Annotated in this window: 19 protein-coding genes; 6 read left to right on the plus strand and 13 right to left on the minus strand. The window is 67.9% G+C overall.

Annotation, left to right across the window (positions count from 1 at the left end):
* The 3 genes from WEB06_18770 to WEB06_18780 form a co-directional block, all read left to right on the plus strand.
* Positions 1 to 301 (plus strand): hypothetical protein (locus WEB06_18770; GenBank protein ID MEX2557659.1); only part of this gene is annotated, 301 nt, incomplete at its 5' end.
* Positions 288 to 935 (plus strand): hypothetical protein, encoded by a 648-nt coding sequence (locus WEB06_18775; protein MEX2557660.1) that lies wholly within the window; start codon positions 288 to 290, stop codon positions 933 to 935. The genes WEB06_18770 and WEB06_18775, both read left to right, overlap by 14 nt.
* A 14-nt stretch (positions 936 to 949) precedes the next feature.
* Positions 950 to 1,381: a hypothetical protein gene (locus WEB06_18780; GenBank protein MEX2557661.1), complete on the plus strand. Its 432-nt coding sequence runs from the start codon at positions 950 to 952 to the stop codon at positions 1,379 to 1,381.
* On the opposite strand, the gene hutI is transcribed toward WEB06_18780, so the two are convergent.
* The 4 genes from hutI to WEB06_18800 are packed head-to-tail and all read right to left on the minus strand — an operon-like array spanning position 1,333 to position 6,666.
* Positions 1,333 to 2,532: an imidazolonepropionase gene (hutI, locus tag WEB06_18785; protein MEX2557662.1), complete on the minus strand. Its 1,200-nt coding sequence runs from the start codon at positions 2,530 to 2,532 to the stop codon at positions 1,333 to 1,335. The genes WEB06_18780 and hutI overlap by 49 nt on opposite strands.
* The gene (hutU, locus tag WEB06_18790) at positions 2,529 to 4,184 is read right to left on the minus strand and encodes a urocanate hydratase (GenBank protein ID MEX2557663.1); all 1,656 of its coding nucleotides are present in this window, start codon (positions 4,182 to 4,184) and stop codon (positions 2,529 to 2,531) included. Before hutU ends, hutI begins: the two co-directional genes overlap by 4 nt.
* Positions 4,181 to 5,713 (minus strand): histidine ammonia-lyase, encoded by a 1,533-nt coding sequence (gene hutH / locus WEB06_18795; GenBank protein MEX2557664.1) that lies wholly within the window; start codon positions 5,711 to 5,713, stop codon positions 4,181 to 4,183. The genes hutU and hutH overlap by 4 nt, the downstream gene beginning before the upstream one ends.
* A complete protein-coding gene (locus WEB06_18800; protein MEX2557665.1) occupies positions 5,710 to 6,666 on the minus strand; it encodes an arginase family protein in 957 nt (318 codons plus the stop codon). The genes hutH and WEB06_18800 overlap by 4 nt, the downstream gene beginning before the upstream one ends.
* Positions 6,667 to 6,784: 118 nt before the next feature.
* Between WEB06_18800 and nadA the strand changes: the two genes are divergently transcribed.
* The gene (gene nadA, locus WEB06_18805) at positions 6,785 to 7,924 is read left to right on the plus strand and encodes a quinolinate synthase NadA (GenBank protein MEX2557666.1); all 1,140 of its coding nucleotides are present in this window, start codon (positions 6,785 to 6,787) and stop codon (positions 7,922 to 7,924) included.
* 12 nt (positions 7,925 to 7,936) lie between these two features.
* On the opposite strand, the gene WEB06_18810 is transcribed toward nadA, so the two are convergent.
* Positions 7,937 to 8,839, minus strand: a complete 903-nt coding sequence (locus WEB06_18810) for an alpha/beta hydrolase (protein ID MEX2557667.1) — start codon at positions 8,837 to 8,839, stop codon at positions 7,937 to 7,939.
* A gap of 359 nt (positions 8,840 to 9,198) precedes the next feature.
* Here WEB06_18810 and WEB06_18815 point away from each other — a divergent pair, with 359 nt between their 5' ends.
* Together WEB06_18815 and WEB06_18820 are read left to right on the plus strand one after the other, a co-directional pair.
* Positions 9,199 to 9,696: a hypothetical protein gene (locus WEB06_18815; protein MEX2557668.1), complete on the plus strand. Its 498-nt coding sequence runs from the start codon at positions 9,199 to 9,201 to the stop codon at positions 9,694 to 9,696.
* Positions 9,689 to 10,630 (plus strand): hypothetical protein, encoded by a 942-nt coding sequence (locus WEB06_18820; protein MEX2557669.1) that lies wholly within the window; start codon positions 9,689 to 9,691, stop codon positions 10,628 to 10,630. Before WEB06_18815 ends, WEB06_18820 begins: the two co-directional genes overlap by 8 nt.
* Before the next feature lie 170 nt (positions 10,631 to 10,800).
* On the opposite strand, the gene WEB06_18825 is transcribed toward WEB06_18820, so the two are convergent.
* The 8 genes from WEB06_18825 to sufB all read right to left on the minus strand — a co-directional run.
* Positions 10,801 to 11,049: a hypothetical protein gene (locus WEB06_18825; protein MEX2557670.1), complete on the minus strand. Its 249-nt coding sequence runs from the start codon at positions 11,047 to 11,049 to the stop codon at positions 10,801 to 10,803.
* Positions 11,042 to 12,127, minus strand: coding sequence for a sigma-70 family RNA polymerase sigma factor (locus WEB06_18830; protein ID MEX2557671.1), 1,086 nt, complete (start codon positions 12,125 to 12,127; stop codon positions 11,042 to 11,044). The genes WEB06_18825 and WEB06_18830 overlap by 8 nt, the downstream gene beginning before the upstream one ends.
* A gap of 213 nt (positions 12,128 to 12,340) precedes the next feature.
* A complete protein-coding gene (locus WEB06_18835; GenBank protein ID MEX2557672.1) occupies positions 12,341 to 12,781 on the minus strand; it encodes an SUF system NifU family Fe-S cluster assembly protein in 441 nt (146 codons plus the stop codon).
* An 18-nt stretch (positions 12,782 to 12,799) separates the two neighbouring features.
* Positions 12,800 to 14,044 (minus strand): cysteine desulfurase, encoded by a 1,245-nt coding sequence (locus tag WEB06_18840; GenBank protein MEX2557673.1) that lies wholly within the window; start codon positions 14,042 to 14,044, stop codon positions 12,800 to 12,802.
* Between the two features lie 5 nt (positions 14,045 to 14,049).
* Entirely contained in the window at positions 14,050 to 14,880 is an 831-nt protein-coding gene (gene sufC / locus WEB06_18845) for a Fe-S cluster assembly ATPase SufC (protein ID MEX2557674.1), read from the minus strand.
* The gene (locus WEB06_18850) at positions 14,873 to 15,199 is read right to left on the minus strand and encodes a non-heme iron oxygenase ferredoxin subunit (protein ID MEX2557675.1); all 327 of its coding nucleotides are present in this window, start codon (positions 15,197 to 15,199) and stop codon (positions 14,873 to 14,875) included. The genes sufC and WEB06_18850 overlap by 8 nt, the downstream gene beginning before the upstream one ends.
* A complete protein-coding gene (gene sufD, locus WEB06_18855; protein ID MEX2557676.1) occupies positions 15,196 to 16,533 on the minus strand; it encodes a Fe-S cluster assembly protein SufD in 1,338 nt (445 codons plus the stop codon). Before sufD ends, WEB06_18850 begins: the two co-directional genes overlap by 4 nt.
* A gap of 2 nt (positions 16,534 to 16,535) precedes the next feature.
* The coding region (sufB, locus tag WEB06_18860; GenBank protein MEX2557677.1) for a Fe-S cluster assembly protein SufB at positions 16,536 to 17,402 on the minus strand (867 nt) is incomplete at its 5' end.

Consider the following 17,402-nt stretch of genomic DNA (forward strand, 5'->3'; position numbering starts at 1 on the left):
GCGCGACGAGGCGTGGGATCGAACGCTCGAGATCGGAGGCCCCGAGGTCCTCACCATGCGGGAGGTCGTGCGGACGCTCATGAACGTCCTCGGGAAGCGCCGGCTGCTCGTCCCTCTTCCGAAGCCTATCGCGAAGCTCGCGACTGCGCCGCTGGTCCTCCTCCCGAACCCGCCGCTGACTCCGCGTGCCGTCGACTTCGCCACCGGCGACGCGATCGTCGACGACGCCGCGCTGTACGAGGTGCTCGGGCTTCAGCCGGTTCCGCTGGCCGAAGGGTTGACGCGCTATGCCGTGGGCTGAGCGGGCCGGCCCCGTCTCGACCAGCCGGACGCCTCGCCTCGCGGAAGAAGGCTCGGGGTTGATCGGGATGGTCATTGGTCTCGGCCTCACCGGACTGCTCCTTGCGCACGCCGGCGATGGACCCGACCCGGTTGCGAGCTACCTGGGAGCGCTCGCCCTCGGCATGGTCGCCACCCTCCCGGGAGCTTTGGCGATGCTCGGGCGCCGCAGGCCGGCTCTCTTCCTCGCCGCCGGGCTGATCGGTGTCCCTATCAGCTTCATCTCGATGGGCGGAGCGACGCTCCCCCTTCTTCTCCCTACCGGCATGGCCTTCGTGGCGTACGGGCGACGCGCGGCGGATTCGATCCCGCGGGTCTATCCCACGATCGTCGCGTTGAACGCCGTCCTGTTGGGGATCCTGTCCTTCGCAGTGATGCTCGTGCACGAAGACCCCCGGTGCAGGTCCCTCGAGAACGGAATCACCTGCTCCAGCGACGTTGTGACCGCGCCTGAGGCGATGGCGAGCCTCGCCCTTGCGGCGCTCGCGATCGCATCGACGTGGACGCTCGCGCGTCCCCGTCCGGACGAGCCCGAGGAGGCGATGCCCTGGCCGCGCCCCGCCGCGCCGGAGAGGCCGGGCGGCACGGGAAGGTGAGAACCGGCGGATCGTTGGAACCCGTACGGATCCCGCGGCCCGAAAGGAAGTGGTCCCGCTTCGATCTCGGCCTTGCGTTGGCCGTGATCCTCGCCGCCGGACTCACGATCGTCTTCGCGTGGATCGCTTACATCGAACAGCGGACCCCTTCTCCCGACTTCCACGATCCGATCTGGCCGCTCTACGCGTTGGGCGTTCCTGGGGCCCTTGCCGCGTGGCTCGGCGCATGGGCTTGGCGGGCGAGGCACTGGCTCATCGCGAGCTTGGGGTTCTTTCTCTCGCTTGCGACACCGGTCGGATACTTCGTCGAGCTTTCTGGCCCCATCGCTATCGGCCTGTTCTTCGTTTCCTTGTTCCGAGGCTGGCGGGACCGCTCCCGCCGTCGCTCGCAGATCCCTCAGCGACCTCGACCGGTGAGAACGATCCGCGCGAGGTTCACCCCGTAGTGATAAGCAAGATCGACGTACGACCGTGCGTCGAGCACAACGAGGTCGGCGCGAGCCCCGGGGGCGAGCGAGCCGACCTTTCCTTCGCGGGATAGCGCGGCAGCGGCGTTGCGCGTAACCCCGAGCATTGCTTCCTCGGGAGTCATACCGAGATGCACGCCGGCGAGCGCGACGACCAGCTGGAGGTTCTCGCTGTATGACGTGCCGGGATTGAAGTCGGTCGAGAGCGCGACGCGGACGCCTTTTTCCATCAGCATCCGAGCCGGGGCGAACGGGGTCCCGGTCATCATCGATGCCCCGGGGATGAGCACGGCGATCGTCTTCGTCCGCGCGAGCGCGGCGGCGTCCTCCTCGTTCGCGTGCTCGAGGTGCTCGGCGCTGACGGCGCCGAACTCCGCGGCGACGACCGCTCCCCCGCTGCGCGAGAGCTGCTCCGCGTGGACCTTGATCCCGAGCCCTTCGGCATGCGCGGCTCGCAGGATCCGCCGCGCTTGTTCGGAGGTGAACGCGGCCCGGTCGACCCAGACGTCGCAGAACTCCGCCAGGTTGCCGAGTCCGGGGATCATGCCCTCGGCCACCAATGCGGCGTACGTGTCACGGTCGTCGGCGTATTCCTCGGGAACGACGTGGGCTCCCATGAAGGTGCGCACGACCTCGGACGGGCCGTCGAGCTTCGCCGCGACCTCGAGCAGGCGCCGCTCGTGCTCGGGGGTGAGCCCGTAGCCGCTCTTCGCCTCGACGGTCGTGACGCCGAACTCAAGGAAACGCTGCAGGCGCTCGCGCGCGACCGCGAGAAGCTCGTCGTCGGATGCAGCGCGCGTGGCGGCCACGGTCGTGCGGACGCCGCCGCCGTCGTACAGCGTGCCGCGGAGCCGCGCCGCGAACTCCTCCGAGCGATCCCCCGCGAAGACCAGATGCGTATGACAGTCGACGAGACCGGGCATGACCGCTCCTCCGCCCGCTTCTACCTCGTGCGCGTCGGGCACGATCTCCACGGCGTCGCGCAGGTCGCGCTCGGACCCGACCCACACGACGCGGCCCTCGAAACCGGCCAACGCCCCGCGCTCGATCACCCCGAGCGGACCCTCGCCGAGCGACGGGTCGCACGTGACGACCTGGGACGCGCCGGTGACGACGAGATCGGCGTTCACGCGTCGAGCATCGGCAGCCGGAGCCCGCGTTCGCGCGCGACGTCGATCGCGCGCTCGTAGCCGGCGTCGGCGTGGCGCATCACGCCGGTGCCCGGGTCGTTCGTGAGCGTCAGCTCGAGCCTGCGGTCGCCGTCGGCCGTACCGTCGGCGACGACGACGACACCGGCGTGGATCGCCTTGCCCATCCCGACGCCGCCCCCGTGATGGACGCTCACCCACGTCGCGCCGCTCGCGGTGTTCAGCAGCGCGTTCAGGATCGGCCAGTCGGCGATCGCGTCGGAGCCGTCGCGCATCGCCTCCGTCTCGCGGTACGGCGACGCGACACTCCCCGCGTCGAGGTGGTCACGTCCGATCACGATCGGCGCCTTGATCTCACCACTTCGAACAAGGTCGTTGAACGCAAGGCCGGCGCGCTGCCGCTCGCCGTAGCCGAGCCAACAGATCCGCGCGGGAAGCCCCTGGAACTGGACGCGCTCCTGCGCGAGCTTCAGCCACCTCTGCAGACCGTCGTCGTCGGGGAACAGGTCGGCGACGGCCCGGTCGGTCGCCGCGATGTCGGCCGGGTCGCCCGAGAGCGCCGCCCAGCGGAAAGGCCCCTTCCCCTCGCAGAACAACGGCCTGATGTACGCGGGCACGAAGCCGGGATACGAGAACGCGTCGGCGAAGCCCCCTTTGAGCGCCTCACCGCGAAGGTTGTTGCCGTAGTCGAACACCTCGGCGCCGGCGTGCGCGAGGTCGACCATGGCTCGGCAGTGGACGGCCATCGAAGCGCGCGCTTCCTCGACGTATCGGTGCGGATCCTTCGCGCGGAGGTCCGTCGCTTCCTCGACCGAGTGCCCCTGCGGGACGTACCCGTTCAGCGGATCGTGCGCGGAGGTCTGGTCGGTGACGATGTCCACGGCGAACGCGCGGCGCTTGACCTCGGGGAACACATCGGCGGCGTTCCCCACGACCCCGATCGACGCCGCCCGGCCTTCCTCGCGCGCGTCCTCGGCGCGATCGATCGCGTCGTGGAGGTTGTCGGCCACCTCGTCCAGGTAGCCGCCCTCGATCCGGCGGTGGATGCGCGCCGGGTCGACGTCGACGCAGAGCGCCACACCATCGTTCATCGTGATCGCGAGCGGCTGCGCGCCACCCATCCCGCCGAGCCCCGCCGTCAGCACGACCCGGCCCCGCAGCGTGCCGCCGAAACGCTGGTCGGCGATCGCCTGGAACGTTTCGTAGGTGCCCTGGAGGATGCCTTGCGTGCCGATGTAGATCCACGAGCCCGCCGTCATCTGGCCGTACATCGTCAGCCCGGCAGCCTCGAGCTCCCAGAACGTCTCCCAGTCGGCCCAGTCCGGCACCAGCATCGAATTCGCGATGAGCACGCGCGGCGCGAACGGATGCGTGCGAAACACGCCGACCGGCTTCCCGGACTGCACGAGCAAGGTCTCGTCGCCCTCCAGATCGCGAAGCGACGCGACGATCGCGTCGAAGCACGCCCAGTTGCGCGCTGCCTTGCCGGAGCCGCCGTAGACCACGAGGTCGTCGGGACGCTCGGCTACCTCGGGGTCGAGGTTGTTCATGAGCATCCGCAGCGCGGCTTCCTGCGGCCACCCCTTGCAGGAAAGCTCCGTGCCGCGGGGCGCTCGGACGATGCGGGCGCTCATCGGAGTTCACCCACCGCGCCCTCGACCGCATCCACCAGCCTCCCGTTGCGAGCCAGCTCCCGAACGGCGTCGATGTCCGGCGCGAGGAAGCGATCCCGGTCCATGAACGCGACGCGCTCCCGGATCGCGCCGCGCGCGGCGGACGACGCGCGCGACGGCTCCAGCGGCGCGCGCAGGTCCAGCGCCTGCGCCGCGAGCAGGGCCTCGATCGAGACCACGGCTTCGGCGTTCGCGACGGCCTTCAACGCTTTGCGGCCGGCGTCCCAGCCCATGCTTACGTGATCCTCGGTCGTGCCTGAGGTCGGGATCGAATCGACCGACGCCGGTACGGCGAGCCGCTTGGACTCCGCGACCATCGCCGCCTGCGTGTACTGCGCGAGCATGAACCCCGAGTTCACGCCGGCCTCCGGCGCAAGGAACGCCGGCAGCCCGTTCGAGTGCGCGGGGTCGAGCATGCGATCGCTACGGCGTTCGCTGATCGACCCGACCTCGCTCGCCGCTATCGCGATCATGTCGAGCGCGAACGCGAGCGGCTCGCCGTGGAAGTTCCCGGCGCTCTCGACCGCTCCCGACTCGTGCAGGACGACCGGGTTGTCGACCTCGCTCGCGAGCTCGCGCTCGACGACCGAGCGCGCGTACGCGAGCGCGTCCCGGCAGGCGCCGTGCACTTGAGGCGCGCAGCGAAGCGAGTACGCGTCTTGAACCGCGTGCGCGGTCGTCCGGTGCGAACCGATCACCTTCGAGCCGGCGGTGAGCCGGCGCAGGTTCTCCGCCGACGCGAGCTGCCCGGGGTGGGGCCGGAGCGCATGGATGTTCTCCGCGAACGGCCGGTCGGTCGCGAGGAGCGCCTCGACGCTCATCGCGCACGCAACGTCGGCCGTCTTCAGCGTGCGCTCCAGGTCGGTCACCGCAAGGCACGCCATCGCGAGCATGCCCTCGGTGCCGTTCACGAGTGCAAGGCCTTCCTTCGCCTCGAGCGTGAGCGGCTCGAGGCCGGCATCTCGCAGCGCATCCGATGCCGTCGCGCGAGTTCCGTTGATCCGGACCGTGCCTTCGCCGATCAAGGCCAGAGCGCAATGGGCCAGCGGCGCCAGATCGCCGGAAGCCCCGACCGACCCGTGCGCGGGTACGACGGGGAGGATGGCGCGGTTGAGAAGCTCGACGATCTGCTCGACGAGCCGCGGACGCACCCCGGCGTGCCCTGCCGCCAGCGTGCGGGCGCGGAGGAGCATCATGCCCCGCACGACCTCGGCCGGCATGTCCTCGCCGGTGCCGGCGGCGTGGGAACGGATGATCGCGCGCTGAAGCTCCTGGACGGCGGCCGGCTCGATGCGGACTCCTGCGAGCGCGCCGAATCCGGTGGTGATCCCGTAGACGACGTCGCCGCGTGCGACGGCCTCCTCGACGATCCGTCGCGCAGGCGCCATCCGCGCCGCAACACCGTCGGCGACCTCGACCTTGGTTCCTTCGCGCCCGACGGAGACGACCTCGCCGATCGTCAGCGGCTCACCGGACAACGCGACGCTCACGCCCGGATCGCCACCCCGCACGCGAACGCCAGCAAGACCGAGCACGCCGTCCGCACCGTCGCGTCGCCGAGGTCGGCGGTGGGATCCAGCTCGGTGATGTCGAGACCGGTGACGAGCGTTGAGTGGCCGAGCCGGAACGCGGCGCGGCTCAGGTCGGCGGGCAGCAAGCCCCCCGGCATCGCGGCTGGGGCCCCCGGGGCCAGCGCTCGCTCCAAGCAGTCCATGTCGACGTCGACCCAGATGCGCCGGGCGCCGGCCGTTTCCAGCTTGACGAGTGCGTCCTCGACGATCGCATCGATCCCCAGTGTGCGGACCGCGCCGGGGGAAACGATGTGGATCCCGGCGTCGACGGCGTAGCGGGCGTAAGCGGCGGCGTTGGAGAAGCCGTGGATGCCGATCTGGACGACGCGGTTCCCCGGCATGCCGCCTTCGATGAGCTGCCGTACCGGCGAGCCGTTGGTGGCGCCGTTCTCGTCCATGTCGCGGACGTCGTGGTGGGCATCGAAGGCGATCAGCGCGTCGGCCCCAGCTCCCCGGGCGGCCCCGACCGTGATCGAGTTGTCGCCCCCCATCACCGCCACGGGCACGTCGGTTTGGGAACGGATCGCCCCCACCACGTCCTGGACGTGCATCTGGAACTCCTCGACCGCGATCGCGATCGCGCGCGGCATATCGCCCAGGTCGAAGACCTTCAGCCCATCGAGGGAGACATCGAAGTCGCTCGAATAGGTGGAGAAGCGTTCCAGAGACTTCCGGATCGCTCCCGGCGCGAGGTCGCATTGCGCCCGGGAGATGGAGCCGCCCGCGTACGGCGCCCCGAAGACGACCAGGCTCGCGTCGTCCTCCCGGCCGTCGGCGAGCCAGTCGGCTGCGCGATGGAAATTCGGATCGCGGAACGTGGGCGGCGTGGGCCGGTCGGCCGGGAGGACGCGGGGCACGGTGGATAGATCCACGCTGCTCATCCTACCTGCGAGCTCGCGCTGGACCGGCCGGCGGAAGGCGTTCGCACCGCCCCTCGAGGGGCCGTATCATTCGTCTGTCGGAACACGACGCACGGAGGCCGGGGGCACCGTGACGCAGACCGTTCTCCCTCTCCCCATCCTCGACCGCCGCCCCGCACCTCAGCGGAGCGAGCGCGGCACGACCTGTACCGACCTCCCGCCGGCCTCGGATCCCCGGCTCGTCGAACGCGCCGCGGCGGCGAGACAAGCGCTCGACGACCAGGTCGTGATCCTCGGCCACCACTACCAGAAGGAAGAGGTCATCCAGTTCGCGGACGCCCGCGGGGACTCTTACAAGCTGGCCCAGTTCGCAGCCGAGGCGGGAGCGCCGTACGTGATCTTCCTCGGCGTTCACTTCATGGCGGAATCGGCCGACATCCTGACCGCGGACTGGCAGCAGGTGATACTGCCCGACCTCGCCGCGGGATGCTCGATGGCGGACATGGCCGAGATCGGCCAGGTCGAGGAATGCTGGGCCGTGTTGCAGGACATCGCGGCCGGCGACGTGGTGCCGCTGACCTACATGAACTCATCGGCGGACATCAAAGCGCTCACGGGTCGCGAGGGCGGCGCGATCTGCACCTCCTCGAACGCGGCCGCCGCGATGCGCTGGGGGTTCGACCGGCGCTCCAAGGTCCTGTTCCTGCCCGACCAGCACCTCGGACGGAACACCGCGGTGTCGATGGGGATGTCACTCGACGACTGCGTCGTGTGGGATCCGCATCGAGCCATGGGCGGTCTCACCGAGGATCAGATCCGTGCCGCGAAGGCGATCCTCTGGAAAGGCCACTGCTCCGTGCATCAACGCTTCCTACCCGAGCACGTGCACAAGGTTCGCGAGCGTCTCCCGGGCGTGCGGGTGATCGTCCACCCCGAGTGTCGCCACGAGGTCGTGCAGCTCGCCGACGAGGTGGGCTCGACCGAGGGGATCCTGCGCGCGATCGCGGAGGCGCCCGCGGGTTCGGCTTGGGCCATCGGCACCGAGCTGAACATGGTGCGCCGGATCGCCAAGAACAACCCCGACAAGACCATCGTCTTCCTCGAGGAGACGGTGTGCTTCTGCGCGACGATGAACCGCATCGATCTGCCGCACCTGGTGTGGGCGATGGAGAACCTGCTCGAGAGCCGGGTCGTGAACCGCGTCACCGTCGAGCCGGAGATCGCGCGATGGGCGCGGGTCGCATTGGAGCGGATGCTCGAGATCCACTAGCGCCGAGCGCGACTAGAGCCAGGTCTTGAAGAACTCCACCATCGACGCGAAGGCGGGATCGCTCGTCGACCAGATGTGAGCCATGCCGGTGCCTGCGGTGGTCACGGTCTCCACCGGGACGCCGTAGCCCAGGAGTCGATTCCTGAGGTTGATCGTCTGGGACGCAGGCACGACAACATCATTGCTGTGATGCGCCAGGAAGGTCGGCGGATCGGAGGCATCAACGTGCTGGATCGGAGAGATATCCTTCCAGCGGAGGGTGCATCCGTCTCCCGTACAACCGCCCGGCGAGCCGAAGCAACCGGAGAGATGACAATGGCCTCCAAACTTCTGCGCCTTCGCGCTCGCATATTCCTCCACGACCAAAGGACTGCACGCCGAGTAAGGGCACCCTTGGGTGCTCATGAGGTTCGGTAACCCGGTCGGGGACGAAAACCCCGCGACGGCCTTGATGTCCACGGTCGAGCGGTAGGCGTTGAGGAGTGCGAGATGCGCGCCGGCAGAGAACCCCAACAGGCCGATGCGGTTGGGATCGACGCCATACGTCGCAGCATGGTTCTTCACCCACGCGACGGCCGTCTGCACATCGATGGGTTCGTCGACCCAAGGCTGCGGTGAGTCCGTACGGTATTCGATGTTGAACGCGACCCAGCCGGTGAGATCGGCGAAGCCGGCTGGGAACGACGCGAAGCCGCCCTTCGAGCCTCCGTCCCAGCCTCCGCCGTGGATGAAGATCACGGCCGGGACGTTCGGGCCGCCGGTGGTGACGTCGAGAACCTGGCCCGGCTGCGAGCCGTAGGCGACATTCTTGATCACGGTGCCGGACGCGGACTCGAACCCGGACGGCGAAGCGGACACGGGAATGGGAAGCACGAAGGATGAAAGCACGAGCAGCAGAACAGCGAGTCGTCGCATGCGGAAGCAAGCCCTTTGGGTGTGATCGATCGCGACTTGGATCGGTGGTGCGCCGTGGCAAGGAACTGCGGGTGAACCAAACTGCGCCGGTCGGCGCCGCATCGGCTGTCGATCACGCTCGACGAGGAGGCGGCTCCATCACCGTTGTTCGAAGAATCGGCTCCGCGCTCAGTCGCTTGAGTTTCAAAGTCGGACAAGCTTCGATCCGCGGCAAAACGTCGGCGGACATAGACATCCATGCGTCGCGAACGTGTCACGCGCACGAGATCTTGGGGCGTTGGTCCTAGGGAAGTCATCGGGCAGCCCATCTCGTACCGTCGTTTCCGCGTGCCCCGTCGGCTGTTACGCTCGCACCACTGGTGCGTACCCCCGTCCTTCCCGAAGGTGCCTCCGCCGGCGAAGAGCGCGTTCCTGCTCGGATCCGCGCGTTCGTCTGGCTCTTCCTCGCCGCTTTCGCGTTGTGCGGCTTCGCAAAGATCGAAGCGTGGCCGCTCACAGGGTGGCGCCTGTTCAGCGAGCTGCGCAACGAGCGCACCAGCTCGTGGCGGGCGATGAGGGTGAGCGCGTCGGGAGCGGAGACAAGGTTCTCCTTCGGAGACCTGCCGGCCGGCTACCACTGGGGAGCGAACATCCTCTCCGGCTTCGCGACGAGGCCGGCGGCGGAGCAGACCGCCGCGTGCGACGCGTGGGCCGAGGCTGCACGCAGCCTGGGCCTCGACGTCGCCGCGATCCGCATCTACCGCTTGGAGCGCCTCGTCTCCGATCGCGTCGGACACCGTGGAGCACCGGAGGAGACCGCGACCCTCGTGTTCTCGTGTGGGAACGGAGGGATCCGGATTGAGGCGTTTGGTGCGTAACCGCGCCGAGCGCTGGATCTTCGCAGCCGGAACGCCGGAGCGGCTCGCGGCGCTCAGGATCGGGCTGTGCGCCGTCCTCACGTGGCGCCTAACACGAGGGGTTTTCGTGGACCTCGCCGGCCAGCCGGCCGAGCTCTTCCGGCCGCGATCGTTCATGAACCTGTTCTCGTCGCAGCCGGACCGCGGCTGGGTCCTCGCGGCTCAGATCGCCGGGATCGCCGCCGGAGCGCTCGCGACCGTCGGGCTGTTCGCCCGCGCAACGCTTCCGGTCGCGTGGGCCGCCGGGATGCTCCTCAACGGGATGGTGACGAGCAACGGCAAGATCATGCACAACGACGTTCTGCTCTTGCTGTGCCTCGTGCCGCTGCTGATCGCGCCGACGGCCGACGCATGGTCGCTCGACGCTTGGCGCAAGGGCAGCCGGGGATCGGCGTCGGTGCGGTACGGCTGGCCGGTCCGGACGGCCCTGCTCGTTGTGGTGGGGGCCTATTTCTTCACGGGCTTCGCGAAGCTCGTGACCGCGGGGCCGGCATGGGCCACGAGCAGCAACATGCGCTGGGTCTTGTATCTGTCGAGCGACTCGCAGGCCTCGCCCAATCCGTTCGCGCTGTTCGTCGCCGACAGGGCCTGGCTGGCGCATCTCGTGGCGGCCGCGACGTTGCTGCTCGAGCTTTCCTTCCCGGTGGTCCTGTGGCGATCTCGACTCCGGCCGGCCTACGCCCTCGGAGCGGCCGGACTCCACGGGGGGATCTGGCTCGCGATGCGGCTCGACTATTTCGCGATGGCCGCCACGGCGGTGATCGTTCTCATCGATCGGCCGGCGGTTCCGCCCCGCGGGAGAAATGCAAGAGGGGGCAGGCCAGGGCCCTACCCCCTCAGCAAATACGAACCGTTCTCGAGGGCTGGCTCGGAATCACCCGCTGGGGACGGGTGAAACCCTCATCGGTTCGGTCTCGCGAAGCCGCGAGCGCATCCCCTTGGTTCCAGGGCGACCCGGGGAAGCACCAGCCGCTCGGTAGGTAATACGGGGGGTCGTCCGGCTTCTTACGGAGGCGGAACTGCGACCTACTGCGGTTGCCTCGTGCCTTAACCGCTGCTACGTCCTTACGCGGACGGGCTCATCCGAGCGTGGCCGCCTTCAAGGCAGACGAGGTCCGGGCAGTTGTCGAGGACTTTCGCGCAGAGCTGGTACGTGCAGGGCACGCACTGCTCGGGGATCAACGGCATCGGTCTGCCGTAGATCTTGACCTGCAGGCCGGCGCAGAGCTCCTCCGGCCCCATGTCGGCCATGGCACCGAACGGCACGACTACCAGCAAAAGCGCGACGGCGACGGCGAGCAGGAGCTTACGCACCGCAGATCCCTCCTATTCCCGCGATGCACAACTTCTGCGATAGCCCATCGACGGGGCCTTCGGGGGTGTCGTCGGCCGGGCGCCGGACGACATACCCATGGATCTCGATGATGGGTTCCTCGTGCGGATCACCGGGAATGTCGACGGTAGCCGTGTTGTCCGTTCCGTTGCGGCCGAGCGACCCGGCGGCAGGGCCGAAGCTGTAGGTGTTCGAGCCAGATCCACCCGAACCCCCGTTCATCCCAACGGACGAGGTATCGGCCCCCGGGGCGAGACCTGCTGGAGCGGAGCCGGCTGCTTCGCGAGCGGCCGCGACGGCAGCGAAGCCTCCAGTCGTGGCATCCCACGAGGATCCCGACGTGCCGTTGCCACCGGTCACTGCGAGCACTGCAATCATGGCCGCGGTCGCGATCCCGAGCGCCGCATTGGCGAACGCCGCGACGCCCACATCGCCCATCCCAGACTCGACGCCGGCGCGCCGGATCAATCCCGTCGCACGCACCCGAACGCCGAGCGCGACGCCGAACATGCCTTCGCCGACGGTCTGGAGCCGTTCCTTCAGGCTCCGGCGCGCACGATGCAGCAGCGCGTCGGCGGCGTTGCGGCCGATCCCCATGCGACGGCCGACCTCTTCGGGGGTGAGACCGTTCAGCGAATAGGTGATCGCCTTCTGGTGTCGCAGCGGAAGCCCCTGGATGGCACTGTGCACTGCGTGGGTGCGCTGACGCCGCACGACTTCCTCGGTGGGGTCCTGATCGGGATCCTGCAGCTCGCCTGCGTCGTCCAAGGGCACGATGTGCGGCGTGGTCCGCCGGTAGCGGTCGATCAGGAGGTTTCGCGCGATGCGGTTGAGCAGCGGGTCGAGCCCCGTCCCGTTGACGCCCCAGCGCCGGATGTGGACGAACGCTCGCACGGCGGCGTCTTGCGCTAAGTCTGCCGCCTCTTCAGGCGTGCATCCCCGCGCACGGAACATGCGCCGCAGCCGATCGAACGTCTGCGCGTACGCCTGTTGTAGCTCGTCCGGCAGATCAGGTTCGAGAAATCGAGCCTCGACGGACAGGGCCGCCTCACCCCCCAAACGACCAACACCGGCCGGTGGTAAATCCCCCCAAAGCGCGCATCCAGGTCACCCAGACACGCGCAGCGGTCGAACTGTACAGCCATTCGCCCGAATCCGTAAAGATGACTTCAGTATCCAAATCGAGACGGAACGGTATCCATCGCCTGATAGGTCGGGGCTGGGAGGGTCTGTGGAAGGTTTAGGCGATTTCCCGCGCGGGGCCCGGCTTGGTTAGGCGCCCGAGCCCTTGCGGTAGCCCTCGACACCCTCCTGGAGCGTGTCCCAGGCGAGCACGGCGCACTTGATCCGCACGGGGTACTTCACGACGCCTTTCAGCGCCACGAGGTCGCCCAGCGCGTCGTCGTCCGCGCCTTCCTTGCCTGCCATCATCCCGCGAAACTCGAGGACGAGGCCCTCGACGTCGTCGATCTTCATGCCCTTGATCTTGTCGGTGAGCATCGACGCCGACGCCTGCGAGATCGAACAGCCCTGACCCTCGAACGCCGCGTCTTCCACGACTCCGTCGGCAAGCTTGACCCGGACCGAGATCTCATCTCCGCACAGTGGGTTGTTGTGCAGCAGATCGATGTCTGCGCCGTCCAGCGGCCGCTTGTTCCGCGGGTTGCGGTAGTGATCGAGGATGACCTCGCGGTACAGATCGTCGAGCGACATGGGCCGTAGTCTACCGGGCTAGAACGGCAACCCGGTCGCCATCCGTTCCCTGGCCATGACGACCGCGGCCACGAGCGCATCCACGTCCTCGTTCGTGTTGTACACGTAGAAGGAGGCTCGGGTCGTCGCCGGGACGTTGAGCCGGCGCATCAGCACCTGGGCGCAGTGATGGCCCGCGCGCACGCACACACCCTCGGTGTCGACGATCGTCGCGAGGTCGTGCGGATGGACGTCGTCGAGCCAGAACGACACGACGCCGCCGCGCGTTTCGGGATCCATCGGACCGTGGATCTGCAGCCCTTCGATCTGCGAGAGCTGCTGGAGCGCGTACCCGACGATCTCGACCTCGTGCTTGCGGATGGCGTCCATGCCGAGCTCGTTGAGGTAGTCGACCGCCGCCCCGAGCCCGACCATCTGCGCGAACGGCTGGGTGCCGGCCTCGAACTTGTGCGGGATCTCGTTGTAGGTCGCGCGGTCGAGCCACACCTCGAGGATCATCTCTCCGCCGCCGAGGAAGGGCGGCATCGCCTCGAGGAGCTCGGCGCGTGCCCAGAGACCGCCCGAGCCGGTCGGGCCGCACATCTTGTGGCCGGTGAACGTGTAGAAGTCCGCGCCGAGCTCGGCCACGTTGGTAGCCAGATGCGGGGTCCGCTGCGCGCCGTCGACGAGCACGACCGCTCCGACGGCGTGAGCCGCCTCGGCGATCTTCGCCACCGGATTGATCGTCCCGAGCACGTTGGACATCCCCGTGACGCAGACGATCTTGGTGCGGTCGGTGATGACGTCGCCCATCACGTCGAGGTCGAGGAACCCTTCGTCGGTGATGGGGAACGCGACGATCTTCGCACCCGAGGTCTCGGCCGCGATCTGCCACGGGATGAGGTTGGAGTGGTGCTCCATCTCGGTGATGACGATCTCGCCTCCCTCGCGCAGGTTGGCGCGGCCCCACGCGTACGCCACGAGGTTGATCGCCTCGGTGCACGACTTCGTGAACACGATCTCGCGCGAGCCCTCGGGCGCGCCGAGGAACGCAGCCATCTTCGTGCGGGCGCCCTCGTAGAGCTCGGTGGCTTCGGCGGCGAGCTGGTAGACGGCGCGATGGATGTTGGCGTTGTGCCGCTCGTAGAAATCCGTCAGGGAATGGATCACCGTGCGGGGCTTCTGCGAGGTGTTGGCGCTGTCGAGGTAGATCAGCGGCTTGTCGTCGTGCACACGCCGCTCGAAGATCGGGAAATCCTTGCGGACGATCGCAGGGTCGAGCATCGTCGTCACGGCATCGGTCCGCGGTCTTCTGCCGCGGGCGGTGCCGCCTCCCGGAAGGAATCGTACCCCTTCTGCTCGAGCTCGGTCGCCAGTTCCGGCCCGCCGCTCTGGACTATCCGCCCGTCGATCATCACGTGCACGACGTCGGGCGTGATGTAGTTCAGGATCCGCTGGTAGTGCGTGATCAGGAGCACGCCCATCTTCTCGGTGGCGACGGTCACGATCCCTTCGGCGACGGCGCGCAACGCGTCGATGTCCAAGCCCGAATCGGTCTCGTCGAGAACGGCCATCTCGGGCTCGAGGACGGCCATCTGCAAGATCTCGTTGCGCTTCTTCTCGCCGCCCGAGAACCCTTGGTTCACGTACCGGCGAACCATCTCGTCGCTCACGCCCAGCAGCGCCATCTTCTCCTTGAGGAACTTGTGGAACGCGAGCGGAGCCATCTCCTCGCTCTTGGAGGCGTTGCGCGCGGTGCGAAGGAAGTTGACGATCGAGACCCCGGGGATCTCCTGTGGGTACTGGAACGCGAGGAAGAGCCCGCGGCGCGCGCGCTCGTCCGGCGCGACCTGGAGGATGTCCTCGCCCTTGAGCAGCACACGGCCCTTGGTGACCGTGTACCCGGGCTTGCCCATAAGCACGTACGAGAGCGTGCTCTTCCCGGAGCCGTTCGGGCCCATGATCGCGTGCACTTCGCCGCGACGCACGGTCAGCGATATCCCCTTGAGGATCGCATCGCGCCCTTCGACCCCGGCGTGCAGGTCGTCGACGACGAGGAGCTCTTCGCGCTTGGGGGTCGCGCTCTCGCGCTCTCTGGTGGCGGTTTTCGTCTCAGCCATCTGAGTCCTCCAGGAACACTTCTTCGTTCTCGACCACGACGCGATACACGTTCACCGGCTTCGTTGCCGGCAGCGTCAGCGGCTCTCCGGTCGTGATGTCGAATACCGCGCCGTGCTCGGGACATTCTGCCGTGCTGTCATCGATGAACCCCTCGGACAGAGAGGACTCCGCGTGCGAGCAGGTGTCGTCGATCGCGAAGAAGCCCGCGGGGAGGTGGAACAGGGCGATGCGCTTTCCGTTGACTTCGAAGCGACGCGCTTCGTTGAGCGGAAGCTCGTCCGCCTTGCAGAGCCGGGTCAGCGTCTGCTCGTCACTCATACGTGTTGGTCCTCGAGCTCCAGCTCGTGCTCGACCGCGCGCTCGAGCATCGCTCGGACCTCAGGAACACGGACACGGTCCAGGATCTCCTGGAAGAAACCGGCCACGATGAGGTGCTCCGCCTCGTCGTGGTGGAGGCCGCGGGACTCGAGATAGAACACCTGGTCCTCGTCGGGCGGTCCCACCGAGACGCCGTGAGCGCACCGCACGTCGTTCGCCTCGATCTCGAGGTAGGGAGTGGAATCCGCTTTCGCCTCGCTCGACAGGATCAGGTTGCGGTTGGCCTGCCAGGAGTCGACCTTCTGTGCTTCCTTCGCGATGTGGATGAGGCCCGAGTACACGGCGCGCGACCGACCCTTGAGCGCGCCCTTGTAGTAGAGGTCGCTCGAGGTGTTCGGGGCGCGATGCTCCTGCAGCGAGCGGTGATCGAAATGCTGATCGGAATCGGAGAAGTACACGCCGAGCATCTCGGAATGCGCCCCCGGCCCGTCGAGGATCGACTCGACGACCGAACGCGACAGCGTCCCTCCGAGCGTCGCGGCCAGGCTGCGGAGCGTCGCGTCCCGCTGCACGATCGCCCGCTGCACGTTGAAGTGCCATACGGTCGGGCCCCAGTCCTGAACGGCCAGGTACGAGATCTGCGAGTTCTGGTGCGCGTACAGCTCGACGATCCCCGCCGAGAGAGCGGGACCGTCCAAGTCCGCCGAGCGGTAGTGGTCGATGTAGGTGACGCTCGCGCCTTCCTCGGTGACGACGACCGTGCGCGGGAAGATCGCGATCCCGGATCGGGAGATCCAGCGGAAGGCTTGCAAGGGAACCTCGACCGCGACACCTCTGGGGACGTAGAGGTACGTGCCGCCGGAAGAGAACGCGCCGCCCAGCGTGGAGAACTTCTCCTCGCTCGGGCTCACGCCGGCGTGCCCCAAAGCATCGCGGACCGGATCCGGATACGCAGCGGCCGTCCCGCCTAACGTCCCGAACACCACGCCCTTGGAAGCCAGCGCAGGATCGAGGGTCATATGCACGACGTCGGCGTCGAGCTGGAACGCGAGTCCTGCTCGCTCCCCCACCTCGCCGACCGCCGCGAGCACGTCCTCGGGTACATCGTCCAAAGTCGGAGCCACGGCGTGCGGTGTCGGAAGCGGATCGAACGCGGTCAGGTCGAAATCCTCGAGATGGGTGTAGCGCCAAGCCTCGTCGTCTTTGGGGTCGGGCCAGGGCAGCGCCTCGAAGCGTTCGAGCGATTGGAGCCGACGTTCGATCAGCCAGTCGGGGTCGCCGTTACGCTCGCCGAGCGCGCGAGCCGCCGCGGCGTCGAAAGTACCGATCGCCACTGTTAGCCGACCGCGCCTTCCATCTGCAGCTGGATCAGACGCGTGAGCTCGACCGCGTACTCCATGGGCAGTTCCTTCGTGATCGGCTCGATGAACCCGTTCACGATCATGCCCATGGCCTCCTGCTCGGAGATGCCGCGCGACATCAAGTAGAAGAGCTGGTCCTCGCCGACCTTCGAGACGCTCGCCTCGTGGCCGACCGCCGCGCTCTCTTCCTCGATCTCGTTGTAGGGGTAGGTGTCCGACCGGGAGTCCTCGTCGAGGATCAGGGCGTCGCAACGCACAAACGTCTTGGCGTGGTCGGCCTCGGGCTCGACCCGGACCAAACCGCGATACGACGTGCGTCCGCCGAACGCGGAAACCGACTTGGAGATGATCTGGCCGGTCGTCCGGGGCGCCGCGTGGACGATCTTCCCACCGGCGTCCTGGTGCTGGCCCTCGCCGGCGAACGCGACCGAGAGCACCTCGCCGCGCGCGCCCTCACCAACGAGGTAGATGGACGGGTACTTCATCGTGAGCTTCGAGCCGATGTTGCCGTCGACCCACTCCATGACCGCGTTCTCGTGCGCGACCGCGCGCTTGGTCACGAGGTTGTAGACGTTGTTCGACCAGTTCTGGATGGTGGTGTACCGGCAGCGCGCGTTCTTGTGGACGATGATCTCGACCACCGCGCTGTGGAGCGAGTCGGTCGTGTAGACCGGCGCGGAGCAGCCCTCGACGTAGTGAACATACGAGCCCTCGTCGACGATGATCAGCGTGCGCTCGAACTGGCCCATGTTCTCGCGGTTGATGCGGAAGTAGGCCTGCAGCGGGATGTCGACGTTCGTGTTCGGCGGCACGTAGATGAACGAGCCGCCCGACCACACCGC

The organism is Actinomycetota bacterium (genome assembly GCA_040905475.1).
Taxonomy (GTDB): Bacteria; Actinomycetota; AC-67; order AC-67; family AC-67; genus DATFGK01.

Coding starts and splice junctions, on each gene's coding strand:
- WEB06_18775 (MEX2557660.1), top strand. CDS start 288: ATGCCGTGGGCTGAGCGGGCCGGCCCCGTCTCGACCAGCCGGACGCCT.
- hutU (MEX2557663.1), bottom strand. CDS start 4,184: ATGAGCGCCCGCATCGTCCGAGCGCCCCGCGGCACGGAGCTTTCCTGC.
- WEB06_18810 (MEX2557667.1), bottom strand. CDS start 8,839: ATGCGACGACTCGCTGTTCTGCTGCTCGTGCTTTCATCCTTCGTGCTT.
- WEB06_18835 (MEX2557672.1), bottom strand. CDS start 12,781: ATGTCGCTCGACGATCTGTACCGCGAGGTCATCCTCGATCACTACCGC.
- WEB06_18840 (MEX2557673.1), bottom strand. CDS start 14,044: ATGCTCGACCCTGCGATCGTCCGCAAGGATTTCCCGATCTTCGAGCGG.
- sufC (MEX2557674.1), bottom strand. CDS start 14,880: ATGGCTGAGACGAAAACCGCCACCAGAGAGCGCGAGAGCGCGACCCCC.
- WEB06_18850 (MEX2557675.1), bottom strand. CDS start 15,199: ATGAGTGACGAGCAGACGCTGACCCGGCTCTGCAAGGCGGACGAGCTT.